This is a genomic window from Kitasatospora sp. NPDC004669 (assembly GCF_040609455.1).
Classification (GTDB): domain Bacteria; phylum Actinomycetota; class Actinomycetes; order Streptomycetales; family Streptomycetaceae; genus Kitasatospora.
This window is the reverse complement of record NZ_JBEXKB010000056.1, coordinates 25,760-39,032: the sequence shown is the minus strand read 5'-3', so window position 1 is coordinate 39,032 and position 13,273 is coordinate 25,760. Positions and strand designations below refer to the sequence as shown.

General features: G+C 73.2%; 11 protein-coding genes and 1 riboswitch. Of the genes, 5 read left to right on the top strand and 6 right to left on the bottom strand.

The features are described 5' to 3' along the window. Positions 1 to 2: 2 nt before the first annotated feature. A riboswitch (cyclic di-AMP (ydaO/yuaA leader) is annotated at positions 3 to 181 on the bottom strand. 312 nt (positions 182 to 493) lie between these two features. Then, positions 494 to 2,029 (top strand): MFS transporter, encoded by a 1,536-nt coding sequence (locus ABZW30_RS34590; RefSeq protein ID WP_355675198.1) that lies wholly within the window; start codon positions 494 to 496, stop codon positions 2,027 to 2,029. A gap of 25 nt (positions 2,030 to 2,054) precedes the next feature. On the opposite strand, the gene purB is transcribed toward ABZW30_RS34590, so the two are convergent. Continuing rightward, on the bottom strand, positions 2,055 to 3,494 hold the full coding sequence (gene purB, locus ABZW30_RS34585; protein ID WP_355675197.1) for an adenylosuccinate lyase: 1,440 nt from the start codon (positions 3,492 to 3,494) through the stop codon (positions 2,055 to 2,057). A gap of 109 nt (positions 3,495 to 3,603) precedes the next feature. On the opposite strand from purB, the gene ABZW30_RS34580 reads away from it, so the two are divergent. Then, entirely contained in the window at positions 3,604 to 5,754 is a 2,151-nt protein-coding gene (locus ABZW30_RS34580; protein WP_355675196.1) for an ATP-binding domain-containing protein, read from the top strand. Between the two features lie 22 nt (positions 5,755 to 5,776). On the opposite strand, the gene ABZW30_RS34575 is transcribed toward ABZW30_RS34580, so the two are convergent. The 3 genes from ABZW30_RS34575 to ABZW30_RS34565 form a co-directional block, all read right to left on the bottom strand. After that, positions 5,777 to 6,235 carry a MarR family transcriptional regulator gene (locus ABZW30_RS34575; protein ID WP_355675195.1) on the bottom strand — a complete coding sequence of 153 codons (459 nt, stop codon included), beginning with the start codon at positions 6,233 to 6,235 and terminating at the stop codon, positions 5,777 to 5,779. Between the two features lie 94 nt (positions 6,236 to 6,329). Next, positions 6,330 to 6,746: a DUF3037 domain-containing protein gene (locus ABZW30_RS34570; protein ID WP_355675194.1), complete on the bottom strand. Its 417-nt coding sequence runs from the start codon at positions 6,744 to 6,746 to the stop codon at positions 6,330 to 6,332. Beyond that, entirely contained in the window at positions 6,743 to 7,498 is a 756-nt protein-coding gene (locus tag ABZW30_RS34565; protein WP_355675220.1) for a HipA family kinase, read from the bottom strand. The genes ABZW30_RS34570 and ABZW30_RS34565 overlap by 4 nt, the downstream gene beginning before the upstream one ends. A 161-nt stretch (positions 7,499 to 7,659) precedes the next feature. Here ABZW30_RS34565 and ABZW30_RS34560 point away from each other — a divergent pair, with 161 nt between their 5' ends. Beyond that, the gene (locus ABZW30_RS34560) at positions 7,660 to 9,018 is read left to right on the top strand and encodes an NAD(P)/FAD-dependent oxidoreductase (RefSeq protein WP_355675193.1); all 1,359 of its coding nucleotides are present in this window, start codon (positions 7,660 to 7,662) and stop codon (positions 9,016 to 9,018) included. Positions 9,019 to 9,082: 64 nt separating this feature from the next. Here ABZW30_RS34560 and ABZW30_RS34555 read toward each other — a convergent pair whose 3' ends face one another. Both ABZW30_RS34555 and ABZW30_RS34550 read right to left on the bottom strand, forming a co-directional pair. Continuing rightward, a complete protein-coding gene (locus ABZW30_RS34555) occupies positions 9,083 to 10,267 on the bottom strand; it encodes a GDSL-type esterase/lipase family protein (protein WP_355675192.1) in 1,185 nt (394 codons plus the stop codon). A gap of 242 nt (positions 10,268 to 10,509) precedes the next feature. After that, a complete protein-coding gene (locus ABZW30_RS34550) occupies positions 10,510 to 11,847 on the bottom strand; it encodes an aminotransferase class I/II-fold pyridoxal phosphate-dependent enzyme (RefSeq protein ID WP_355675191.1) in 1,338 nt (445 codons plus the stop codon). 34 nt (positions 11,848 to 11,881) lie between these two features. Here ABZW30_RS34550 and ABZW30_RS34545 point away from each other — a divergent pair, with 34 nt between their 5' ends. Beyond that, positions 11,882 to 12,571: a pyridoxamine 5'-phosphate oxidase family protein gene (locus ABZW30_RS34545; protein WP_355675190.1), complete on the top strand. Its 690-nt coding sequence runs from the start codon at positions 11,882 to 11,884 to the stop codon at positions 12,569 to 12,571. 14 nt (positions 12,572 to 12,585) lie between these two features. After that, a complete protein-coding gene (locus tag ABZW30_RS34540) occupies positions 12,586 to 13,245 on the top strand; it encodes an FMN-binding negative transcriptional regulator (protein ID WP_355675189.1) in 660 nt (219 codons plus the stop codon). Positions 13,246 to 13,273 lie beyond the last annotated feature (28 nt).

Here is a 13,273-nt window from a genome sequence, read left to right as displayed (position 1 = left end):
GGATTTCCTCTCCGACGCCTGCGAGGTGAGCTGTCGGGTTCGGGCTGGAGTTGCCCGGCCGCATGCGCGGCTTCACCCCGAGCCGGTCCTGGACGTTCGCGCTGAGAAGCGCGAACTCCCGTCCGGCGACTTACCTGTGGGTCCCCCGCTCCTGCCGTACAGAGCTCAGTTCGAACCATCGGGCAGCGGCAGGACTCGGCGTTCCACCCGGTGGATCCACCCGGGCTGGCCGGGCGGTCGCTGAACTAAAACCCATCCGTTCGGGTGAAGCAATGTCGATCTCTTGAACCGGCGATATTCCCCCGGAGGGTGGTGACCCTCCGCATGACCCATCCCACGGTGCGTGCACAATCCATTCACCGGGCGCCACTGATCCACGACCCTGCGCCGATCTCCACACTCCAGCGTGACCGTGCGCTCACGCACCGCTCGCCGCGGACACGCCACGCGGTGACCCTTGTCACGTACGCCCCGCCGGGCGCAGGATCGGGCCGTGGCCACCTCAACAGCCGGCACCTTGCGCCTGGGCACCGCGCAGGGTCGCTGGGTACTCCTGGCAACCGTGCTCGGCTCCAGCATGGCGATGCTCGACGGCACCGTGGTGAACGTCGCCCTGCCCCGGATCGGCGCCGACCTCGGCGCCTCCCTGGCGTCCCTGCAATGGACGCTGAACGCCTATCTGCTCACCCTGGCGGGCCTGATCCTGCTCGGCGGCGCGCTCGGCGACCGGTACGGAAGGCGCCGGGTCTTCCTGATCGGCGTGGTCTGGTTCGCCGCCGCCTCCGCGGCCTGCGCCGCCGCCCCGAACATCGAAGTGCTGATCGTGGCCCGCGCCGTCCAGGGCATCGGCGGGGCACTGCTCACCCCCGGCTCGCTCGCCATGCTCCAGGCCGTCTTCCGTCCTGACGACCGCTCGGCGGCGGTGGGCCTGTGGTCCGGCCTCGGCGGGGTGTCCGCGGCCGTCGGCCCGTTCCTCGGCGGCTGGCTGGTGGACGGCCCCGGCTGGCGCTGGATCTTCCTGCTGAACCTGCCGCTGGCCGCCGCCGTGGTCGCCGTCACCTCCCGGTACGTCCCGGAGAGCCGCGACGAGTCCGCCTCCGGCCGCTTCGACGTGCCTGGCGCGTTGCTCGCCGCGCTCACCCTCGGCGCGATCACCTACGCGCTCACCGCCGCCGGGGAGGGTCTGTCCCCCGCCGTCTGGCTCACCGGCGCGATCGGCCTGCTGCTCGGCGCCGCCTTCGTCGCCGTCGAGCGCCGCACACCCGAACCGATGCTGCCGCTCGGGCTGTTCTCCTCCCGGCTGTTCACCGCCGTGAACCTGGTCACCCTCTGCGTCTACGCGGCCTTCAGCGGGGTGTTCTTCCTGCTGGTGGTGCAGCTGCAGATCGTCTCCGGCTTCTCCCCGCTGGCCTCGGGCTTCGCCCTGGTGCCGATCACGGTGCTGATGCTGACGCTGTCGGCGCGCGCCGGGCGCCTCGGCAAGCGGATCGGCCCGCGCATCCCGCTCACGGTCGGCCCGCTGCTGTGCGCCACCGGGGTGCTGCTGATGCTGCGCATCGGCCCCGGCTCCTCCTACGGGGCGGACGTGCTGCCCGCCGTCGCCGTGATGGGCAGCGGGATGACCCTGCTGGTCGCGCCACTGACCGCGACGGTGCTGGCCGCCGTCGAGGTGCGGCACGCGGGCATCGCCAGCGGCGTCAACAACGCCGCCGCCCGCGCGGCCGGCCTGCTCGCGGTGGCCGCCCTCCCGGCGCTGGCCGGGCTGAGCGGCGACGCCTACCGGGTGCCGTCCTCGGTGGACTCCGCCTTCCACACCGCGATGCTGATCTGCGCGGGTCTGCTGGCCGCCGGCGGGCTGATCGCCTTCGCCACCGTCCGGGGCAATGTGCTCGCCGCCGAGGAGCACCCGGTGGCCGAGCCGAACTGCGACTGGCCCTGCGCCACCACGACCCCGCCGCTCGACCCCGGACACGCCCGGACGCACGAGGGTCCCGCCACCGGAACGGCGGCGGGACCCTCGCAGAGCTGACGGATCGTCAGGGAATGCCGCTCTCCTAGAGGATGTCGGCCGGCGCGTACTTGGCCGCCTCCGGGTAGGCCGCCGCGACGGCCTCCACCTGGCGGACCACCTCGGCGACCTGCGCCCCGGCCGCACCGGTGAACGACAGCCTGTCGGCCAGCAGCACATCCAGCGCGGCCCGGTCCAGCGGGATCCGCTCGTCGGCGGCAAGCCGGTCCAGCAGCTCGTTCTCGCGGGCGCCCGCGCGCATCGCCAGCGCGGAGGCGACGGCGTGCTCCTTGATGACCTCGTGCCCGGTCTCCCGGCCGACGCCCGCGCGCACCGCACCCATCAGCACCTTGGTGGTGGCCAGGAACGGCAGGTAGCGGTCCAGCTCGGCCTCGATCACGGCCGGGAAGGCGCCGAACTCGTCCAGGACGGTCAGGAAGGTCTCCAGCAGGCCGTCGAAGGCGAAGAAGGCGTCCGGCAGCGCGACCCGGCGCACCACCGAGCAGGAGACGTCGCCCTCGTTCCACTGGTCGCCGGCCAGCTCACCGGTCATCGAGGCGTAGCCGCGCAGGATCACGGCCAGGCCGTTGACGCGCTCGCAGGAGCGGGTGTTCATCTTGTGCGGCATCGCGGAGGAGCCGACCTGGCCCTCCTTGAAGCCCTCCGTCACCAGCTCGTGGCCGGCCATCAGGCGGATGGTCTTGGCCAGGCTGGACGGCCCGGCGGCCAGCTGGACGAGGGCGGTCAGCACCTCGAAGTCCAGCGAGCGCGGGTAGACCTGGCCGACGCTGGTCAGCACGTTGTCGAAGCCGAGGTGGCCGGCGACCCGGCGCTCCAGCTCGGCCAGCTTCTGGGTGTCGCCACCGAGCAGGTCCAGCATGTCCTGGGCGGTGCCGACCGGGCCCTTGATCCCGCGCAGCGGGTAGCGGGCGATCAGCTCCTCCAGGCGGCGGAAGGCGACCAGCAGCTCGTCGGTGATCGACGCGAAGCGCTTGCCCAGAGTGGTGGCCTGCGCGGCCACGTTGTGCGAGCGGCCGGCCATGACCAGCTCGGAGTGCTGGGCGGCGAGCCGGGCCAGGCGCACCAGGACGGCCACCGTGCGGTCGCGCACGTGCTCCAGGGACTGGCGGATCTGCAGCTGCTCGACGTTCTCGGTCAGATCCCGGGAGGTCATGCCCTTGTGGATCTGCTCGTGGCCGGCGAGGTCGCTGAATTCCTCGATCCGGGCCTTCACGTCATGGCGGGTGATCCGCTCACGGGCGGCGATCGAGCCGAGGTCGACCTGGTCGATCACCCGCTCGTAGTCGGCGACGGCGTTGGCCGGCACCTCGACACCGAGGTCCTGCTGGGCCTTCAGGACGGCGAGCCACAGGTGGCGCTCAAGGACCACCTTGTGCTCGGGGGACCACAGCTGGGCCAGGGTCGCCGAGGCGTACCGGGAGGCCAGGACATTGGGGATCTGGGGCTTCGCGCTCACGCTTCGCAAGCCTAACAGTCGAGGTCACGCCGGACGTCGGCGGATGGGGTAGGCTACGCCGATTGAACGCCCATCAGGTAACACTACATAAACTTCTCGCGGCAAGGATACCACATCAATGAACGGACCTCCAGCGACCGCAGGGAACTCCAGCGGCGCCCTTGCCGAGGCGCTGCGCACCGAACAGGTCCACCTCGACCGGCTCTACGCCCGCCTGGACACCGTCCGGGAGCAGGCCCGCCGCACCCGGGACGGCGCCCACGACGGCGCGGGCGCCGGCGGCACCCACCAGGCCCGACTGGAACGCGAGGTGCGCGCCCGCGAGGCCGCCCGGCACGCCGCCCGACTCGACGCCGTGGAGCGCGGCCTCTGCTTCGGCCGGCTCGACCAGCGCGACGGCACCGTCCACTACATCGGCCGCGTCGGCCTGGTCGACGAGCGCTACGAGCCGCTGCTGCTCGACTGGCGCACCCCCGCCGCCCGCCCGTTCTACACCGCCACCCCCGCCAGCCCGGGTGCCGTGCTGCGCCGCCGCCATCTGCACACCGCGGGCCGCACCCTCACCGGGCTGGACGACGAGGCGCTCGACCTCGCCGCACTGGACGAGTCCGGCCGACGCACCCTGGTCGGCGAGGCCGCCCTGCTCGCCGCCCTCGCCCGCGACCGCACCGGCCGGATGGGCACCGCCGTCGCCACCATCCAGGCCGAGCAGGACCGGGTGATCCGCTCCCCGCTGCCCGGCGCCCTGGTCGTCCAGGGCGGCCCCGGCACCGGCAAGACGCTCGCCGCCCTGCACCGCGTCGCCTACCTGCTGTTCACCCACCGGGCCGCACTGGAGCGCCGGGGCGCGCTGGTCATCGGCCCCAACCCGGGCTTCCTCCGGTACATCGAGGAGGTACTGCCCGCCCTGGGCGAGACCGAGGTGGTGCTGCGCACGGTCGGCGAGCTGTTCCCCGACGTCACCACGGCCCTCGGTGACGCCCCCGCCGCCGCCTTCGCCAAGGGCGGCTCCTGGATGACCGAGGTGCTCCGCCGTGCCGTCGCCGCCCACCAGTCGGCCCCCGCCGAGGGCCTCGACCTGGGCGAGGGGCTGCGGGTCTCCGCCCGCGCCTGCGCCGAGGCCCGGGACGCCGCGCGCGGCCTGCGGGTACCGCACAACCGGGCCCGGGCGCTGTACCTGCGCACCCTGCTGGACGCCCTCGCCATCGCCCAGGCGCTCGCCCTCGGCCGCCCGTACGACGAGGAGGAGGCGCACTACGCCCCGCGCGAGCTGTGGGCCCGCGAGGACGTCCGCGCCGTGCTCGACCCGCTCTGGCCGGCCCTCACCCCGCAGCAGCTGCTCCAACGGCTCCTCACCGAGCGGGAGTTGCTCGCCGAGGTCGCCCCCGAGCACGCCGACGCCCTGCTCCGCCCGACCGACTCCCCCTGGACGGTCGAGGATGTCCCGCTGCTGGACGAGGCCGCCGAACTGCTCGGCGAACCCCGTCCGGCCACCGAGCCCGATTCCGGCCACGACCCGGATGAACTCGACTTCGCCCAGGGCGTGTTGACCATCACCGGGCAGACCGACGACGCCCTGCTCGACGCCGCCGCACTGGCCGGACGCTTCCAGGACGACGGCCCGTACCGCTCCACCGCCGAACGCGCCGGCGCCGACCGCACCTGGGCCTACGGCCACGTCGTGGTGGACGAGGCACAGGAGCTCTCCGCGATGGCCTGGCGCACCGTGCTGCGCCGCATCCCGACCAACTCGCTCACCGTCGTCGGCGACCTCGCCCAGACCGGGTCCCCCGCCGGCGCCCGCAGTTGGGCCGAGATGCTCGACCCTCATCTGCCCGGCCGCTGGCGCGAGGAGCGGCTCACCGTCAACTACCGTACGCCGGAGCCGATCATGGCCCTGGCCACCGCCGTGCTGCGCACCGCCGCACCCGACCAGCAGCCGCCCGAGTCCGTCCGCCCGGGCACCGAACGGCCGCGCGCCGTCCTCGTCCCGGACCGCGACTTCGCCACCGCGCTGGCCGAACTGCCCACGCCGGGCGGCACCTTGGGCGTCATCGCGCCGGATGCGCTGGCACCGGCGCTGGGCGCGCTGACCGTCACGGCAGCCAAGGGCCTGGAGTTCGACCACGTCGTGGTGGTCGAGCCCGCGAACCTCAGCCCGCGGGACCGCTACGTCGCGCTCACCCGCGCCACCCGCACGCTCACCCTGCTGCACCACCGACCGCTGCCGCCGGAGCTGGCCGAGGCGCTGCCACCCGAGACGCCCTGAGCGCCGCCGGGCAGGCGGCCCGCTACTGCTGCACGCCGCCCGTCCGGCCGGCCAGCACCGGCAGGACCTGCGCGCAGATCGAGTGGAGGGCGACCCGCTGCTCGTCGGTCATCGCCTCGAAGGCCTGGTGGGTGCGGCTCATCTCGCCCCGGATGCGGTTCAGGATCTCCCGGCCCTCGTCCGTGATCACCACGATCTTCACCCGCCGGTCGCCGGCCGCCGCCTCGCGGTTGGCCAGACCCAGCGACTCCAGCCGGTCCACTATCCCGGTCACGTTCGACGCGTCGCAGCCCAGCCGCCCGGCCAGCGCCCGCATCGGCACCGGCTCCTGGACCGCGCCCAGCGCCTTCGCCTGCGAGGAGGAGAGCCCGTGCCGGGCCGCGGCCGCCGCGAAGTCCTGGAAATACGCGGCACCGACGGCGGCCAACGCCTCCATCAGCTCGGCGTTGGTCGGTACGGTCGTCGTCGAGGTCGAACCCATGGGGCCAGCGTACGGCCGAGTGCTTCAGTAACTCAAGCTTTGACCACGGCAACCGTCGGCGAGCCGCCTCACAGTACCGCCATCCGCGGCAGGATCAGAGCACCAGCTGGTCGAACAGCCGCCGCAGCTCCGTCTCCGGGTCCGCGGTCAGCCCGGTGTGCACCGGCCCCGGCTGGACGATCGCACTGCGCGGCGCGGTCAGCCAGCGGAACCGCTGCCCGGGACTGTCCGAGGCCGCCGGACCGGCCTGCGGCCCGCCCAGGCAGACCGCCTCGATCCCCTGCAGCGCCCGCCGCACCCCCTGCACGTCCGCCACCGGGTCCAGCGCCAGCAGCCGGGCCTGGTCCAGGTGCGTCCGCGCCGCCAGGTGCGCGTTCTGCCGGCAGTACAGCAGCACCCCGACGTTGACGCACTCGCCCCGCTCGACCCGCGGCACCGCGCGGATCACGGCGTACTCGTAGTCGTACAGCTCGACGACGGCCGGCAGCGCGGCCGACAGCGGCTCGGTCATGCGGGCACCTCCGGCAGCCAGTCACGCGGACCGGCCAGTCGCTCGGTCAGCTGGGCACGGTAGGCGGCGCGGACCTCCTCGGGCGAGTCGAAGCCGAACTCGTCCAGCAGCCAGACCTCGGGGATCTGCGCCACGGCCGCCTCGATCGCCGCCTCCGCGAGCGGCGCCAGCACCTTGTCCGCCGCCGCCAGGTCCGGCCGGGCACGCAGCAGCGCATGGTCGGAGGCCTCGTACGGGCGGCGCACCCAGGCGGCGGCGCCCGCCCAGTTGTGGTGGAAGATCAGGCTCGCGCCGTGGTCGATCAGCCGCAACCCACCGGTCGCCACCAGCAGGTTGGGGTTACGCCAGGAGCGGTCGACATTGCCGATCAGCGCGTCGAACCAGAGCACCTGACCGGCGAGTTCGGGATCCACGTCGAAGCAGAGCGGATCGAAGTTGAGCGCGCCGCTGACGAAGGCCATCCCGAGGTTGGTACCACCGCTGGCCCGCATCTGGTCCTGGATCTGGTGGTCCGGCTCGCTACGCGCGAGCACCGGGTCCAGGTCGACGGTCACCAGCTCCGGCACCGGCAGCCCGAGCCGCCGGCCCAACTCCCCGGCCAGCACCTCCGCCACCAAGGCCTTGCGGCCCTGCGCCGCGCCGACCCATTTCAGCGCGTACAGCCGCCGGTCGTCGGCCTCGACCAGGCCCGGCATCGAGCCGCCTTCTCGTAGTGGCGTCACATACCGGACCGCCGTCACCTCGGGGAGCACGCTCGACAGCTTATCGGTGCCCACGCCCCTCCTCACGACCCGAGCCACTCCCCGCTCACTCAGCCGCCCGCCCCCGGTGGCAGCCCCCGCTGCTCCGTGCGAGTGTGGCGGACAGCAATGGGGGCCCTCACGGTACGACCAGCACGACAAAGGGATGAGCGATGGAACGACCTCGGATCCTGATCGTGGGCGGTGGCTTCGCCGGCCTGGAGTGCGCCCGCCGCCTCGAACGCAAGCTCTCGCCCGCGGAGGCCGAGATCACGCTGGTCACGCCGTTCAGCTACCAGCTGTACCTCCCCCTCCTCCCCCACGTCGCCGCCGGCGTCCTCACCCCGCAGTCCGTGGCCGTCTCCCTGCGCCGGTCCCTGCGCCGCACCCACATCGTCCCCGGCGGTGCCATCGGCGTGGACCCGGCCTCCAAGGTCTGCGTCGTCCGCAAGATCACCGACGAGGTGGTCGCGCAGAAGTACGACATCCTGGTGCTCGCCCCCGGCAGCATCACCCGCACCTTCGACATCCCGGGCCTGACCGACTACGCCCGCGGCATGAAGACGCTCGCCGAGGCGACCTACGTCCGTGACCACGTGATCGCCCAACTCGACCTCGCCTCGGCCACCTTGGACCAGCGGGAGCGTGAGTCCCGACTGCAGTTCGTGGTGGTCGGCGGCGGCTACGCGGGCACCGAGACGGCCGCCTGCCTACAGCGCCTCACCACCGCCGCCGCCCGCCGCTACCCGCGGCTGGACGCCCGGCAGATCAAGTGGCACCTGATCGACATCGCCCCCAAGCTGATGCCCGAGCTCGGCGACGTGCTCGGCACCGCCGCCCTGGAGGTGCTGCGCAACCGCGGCATCGAGGTGTCGCTGGGCGTATCGGTGGCCGAAGTCGGCGCCGAGTCGGTCAAGTTCACCGACGGCCGGGTACTCCCCTGCCGCACCCTGATCTGGACCGCCGGTGTGGCGGCGAGTCCACTGATCGGCACCCTGGACGCGGAGACGGTCCGCGGCCGGCTCGCCGTGACGGCGGAGATGCGGGTGCCGCAGTTCGAGGGCGTGTTCGCGCTGGGCGACGCGGCCGCCGTCCCGGACCTCGCCAAGGGCGACGGCGCGGTCTGCCCGCCCACCGCCCAGCACTCCGCCCGGCAGGGCCGCGCGGCGGCCGACAACGTGATCGCCTCGCTCCGCAACCAGCCGCTGGAGCCGTACTACCACAAGGACCTGGGCCTGGTGGTCGACCTCGGCGGCAAGGACGCGGTCTCCAAGCCGGTGGGCGTCGAACTGCACGGCATCCCGGCACAGTTGGTGGCCCGTGGCTACCACCTGATGGCGATGCGCACCAACGCCGCCAAGTTCCGGGTGAGTGCGAACTGGCTGCTCAACGCAACCGCCGGGGACGACTTCGTCCGCACCGGATTCCTGGCCCGCCAGCCCGCCCGACTGCAGGACTTCGAGTACACCGACGCCTACCTGACGAAGGATCAGGTAAGGGCTCACGCCCAGTCCCTGCTCGCCAAGGGCTGACCACGGCAGCGCACCTCGGCGCCCCGCTGCGAAGAACACCGCAGCGGGGCGCCGAATCACGCGGTCAGCGCGCGGCCAGGTACATCCCGCTCGCATCCCGCCCGGCCGTGTTGCGGCAGGCGTAGTCACCGCTGGTCTGCCCCCACAGCAGGGTCAGGCAGCGCCCGAGCGCCAACTGCCCGTAGTAGTTGGGATGCATCGACTCCTGCAGTGCGCCCTGGGTGGTGTTGAGTCCACCGTCCAGGAACCGCGCCCACTCGCCGCTGGTCGCGGACGGGCCGCCGGTCGCGGACGGCTGCCGGGTGGCCGTCGAGCAGACCTCGCGGCCCTGCAGCATGTCGGACAGGTCCAGGAACTGCGCGCCCTTGGACGCCGCGACTCCGGCCAGAGCCTTGGAGATCTCGGGCACCATCGTGTCGCGGGCCCAGTCGGCGTCCGCGTTCCAGAACGGGCAGCCGCCGGTGTTCGACCGGGTCCAGCCGCTCTCCGGGTAGCGCATCTCGGCACCGCGCGGGATCGGCGACGGGTAGGACTGCAGCACCAGCCGGTAGTCCGACTGCGCGTAGCCCGCGTCGGACATCACCGCGCGGATCTCGTCGATCGCCTTGCCGACCCCGGCCATCGCGGTCGGCATCTGCGCGTCGATCTGGGACTGCGCCGAGTCGTGGCAGTACGAGTACCAGAACAGGTAGTCCTGTACGCAGTCGGAGATGATCCCGGAGAAGCCGAGGTCGTTGCCGCCGATCGACAGCGTGATCAGCTTGACGTTGTTCTGCTGTGCCACGGTGGCGAGTTGGTCGGCCTGCGGGGCCTCGCCCTTGAGTGACTGACCGCCGTTGGAAGCGCGGAAGATGTTCGCGGTGACGGCGCCGGAACAGGCCAGGTTGATCCGGTTCTGCGCCACGGTGGGGGCACCGAGCACCTCCGCGACGTCGGAGCGGTCGCAGCCGCTCACCGCCGTGGCACCGTAGACGACCGACGGATCGGCCGAACTGCCGTTCCAGGCCCGGTCGGTGCCGTTGTGACTGCCGCTGGTGCCGGCGGCGTTGCCCATCCAGCGCCCGGCCTCGCCGGAGATGTAGCTGTCTCCGAGGGTGACGCTCGCGGTGGGGCCGGCCGGGGCGGCGGCCGCGGCGGGCGCGGCGACGGCCAGTCCGGCCACGGTCAGCGGCAGGGCGAAGGCCGCGGCGAGCAGCCGACGGCCGAGTCGAGGGGCGCTGCGGATGATGCTCGAACGGTTTTCGGGCACGGCGGAACTCCTGCGGCTCGGTCTCCCCGCGGTGTGGGGACGGGAAGACGCGTAGGTGGGGGTGGGCCGCCGGCCGGTGGCGCGATGAAGATGACATGGCCTCGCCCGCCACCGCTAGGCGTCTGCATCGGGTTTCCGCATTTGTTACCGACGGGTTCAGACCAACCCGCACCCGCCGTTCACCGCGCCACCGGACTCCGCTCGCAAATCCGTCCCATTCCCCTCGGCCTTGGCCGCCCCGCTCACACCAGCCGCGAACCGGCCCCGACCGACCCCAGCACCTCCGCCAGGTCCTCGGCCAACCGCTGCGCGTCGGCCGCCTCCAGCCGGGCCGTGGTGAACCGCAGCCCGGGCGGCGACTGGATCCGGTACCGCGCCCCGGGTGCCGCGACCCAGCCGCGCTGCACCAGCGCCGCCAACGCCGAGGTCTCGTCCGGCACCGGCACCCAGACGTTCAGCCCGCTCTCCCCGTGCGCCGCGATCCCACGCGTCGTCAGTTCGCCCAGCAGCGCGTCCCGCCGCGCCCGGTACGTGGCGGCCACCCGGGCGACCGGCGCGGCGTCGGTGCGCCACAGCTCGGCGACGGCACGCTGCAGCAGGTGGCTGACCCACCCGGCGCCCAGCCGCAGCCGTCCGGCCACCCGTCCGATCGTCTCCTCGTCGCCGACCGCCACCGACACCCGCAGGTCCGGCCCGTACGCCTTGGCCGCCGAGCGCACCACCACCCAGTGCCGCGAGCCGGCGCCGACCAGCGGGTGGTAGGGCTGGTCGACCATGCCGTGCCCGTGGTCGTCCTCGATCAGCAACACCCCGGGGTGCCCGGCCAGGACGGCCCGCAGTTCCTCGGCCCGCCGCGCGGTGAGCGCCGCGCCGGTCGGGTTCTGCGCCCGGCTGGTCACCACCGCCGCGCGGGCCCCCTCGGCGAGCGCCGCGGCCAGCGAGTCCGGCAGCGGCCCCTCGTCGTCCAGCCGCACCGGCGCGGGCCGCAGCCCCATCGCGGGCAGCAGGTCGAGCAGGCTGCCCCAGCCCGGGTCCTCGACCGCCACCGCATCGCCGGGGCGCAGGTGGGCGCCGAGGGTGCGCTCGATGGTGTCCAGCGAGCCGGAGGCGACCACGATCGGGCCGCCGGGCAGCCCGTCGGCCTCGAAGGAGGTACGGGCGAGCGCGAGCAGTCCGGCGTCGATGTTCGGATGCCCGTAGAGCACGGGCTCGGCCCTGGCCGCCTCGGCGGCGGCCGCGAGGGCCTGGGCGAGGTCGGGCAACAGGGCCGGGTCGGGGTTGCCTGCGGACAGGTCGCGGGCGTGCGGCGGCACCGGGACGCGGATCTGGTCGCGGGGGGTGAGTGCGGGCCGGGGCAGGATCCGGCTGCCCTTGCGGCCGCCCGTCTCGATCACGCCCCGGTCGCGCAGCAGCCGGTAGGCGGCGGCCACGGTGTTGGGGTTGACGCCGAGTTCGGCGGCGAGGTCGCGCAGCGGGGGCAGCGCGGTTCCGGGCGCGAGCCGCCCGCTGCTCACGCCCTGTTCGATGTGGGCCGCGATTTCGCTGGCGCGTCGCCCTTTCAGCGGATAGTCTCCTAGCACAAAGAAGATTATGCACTAGTACATAGAGGTTGTCATGCCGGACACGCCGACACCGAGCACCACGACGCCGACCAGCGACGCCGTCTACTCCCGCACCCCCCGCACCACCCCCACCCGGTACAAGGACCGGGCCACCTGGGAGCAGGAGGCGATCCACGCCATCCTCGACAGTGCCTACATCTGCCACCTCGGATTCGTCGCCGACGGCGCGCCGGTCGTACTGCCGACGATCTTCGCCCGGGTCGGCAGCCGGCTCTACGTCCACGGCTCCACCGGCAGCCGTCCGCTGCGCGGTGCCTCCGGCGAGCAGGGCATGCCGGTCTGCGTCACCGTGACCCAGGTCGACGCCCTGGTGCTGACCAAGTCCGCGTTCAACCACTCGGTGAACTTCCGCTCGGTGGTCGCCCACGGCACCGCCTACCAGGTCACCGACCCCGAGGAGCTGGACGTCGCACTGGCCGCCCTGGTCGACCACGCGATCCCCGGCCGCTCCGGCGAGGTCCGCCCGGCCAACGCCAAGGAGCTCGCCGCCACCGCCGTGATCCGGCTGGAGCTGGACGAGGTCTCGGCCAAGACCCGCCAGGACGGCGCCGACGACGACCCCTCGGACGCCGACCTGCCGTACTGGTCCGGCCTGATCCCGGTCACCACCGTGCACGGCACCCCCGTCCCGCACGACGAGTCCGTTCCGCTGCCCGTGCACCTGTGCGGCTACCCCCGCTGAGGAGAGGCGCACCGATGCTGATCAGGTCCTGGGACCGAGGCGACGAGGACGAGTGGCGCGCCTGGCTGGCCGAGGGCCGCGACTTCGGTCTGCTCGCCGCCAACGGCCGCCCCGACGAGGGCCCGGTGCTGGTCCCGACGCACTTCCTGCTGGACGCCGAGCGCGGCGAGATCCTGCTCCACCTCGCCGCGCCCAACCCGATGCTCGCCGCCGTCCGGGCCGACCCGAACGTCACCCTCGCGGTCACCGACGGCTACGCCTTCGCCCCCGGCCACTGGCGCGGCGCACCCGGCACGCCCACCAGCTACTACGCCTCGGTCCACTTCCACTGCACGGCCGAGATCGTCGAGTCGGCCGCGGGCAAGGCGGAGATCCTCAACCGGCAGCTGGCGCACTTCCAGCCGGAGACCCCGGAGGTCCGGGTGGTTCCCGGCGAGGGTGAGTTCGCCCGGCTGCTGCCCGGTCTGCGCGGGCTCCGTCTGACGGTCCGCGAGGTGCGGGCCAAGTTCAAGTACGACGACAAAAAGCCCGCCGAAGAGCAGCACGCCATCGCCGAGCGCCTCACCGAACGCGCGAGCGGCCCCGCCCGCCGCCGCGACCAGGACACCGCCGCCCGCACCCAGCTGCTGCGGCGCCACCAACGGCGCGCGGCCAGGGCACGCGCCGCCGACTGACCCCGGATCACCCGATCGGCCATCAACT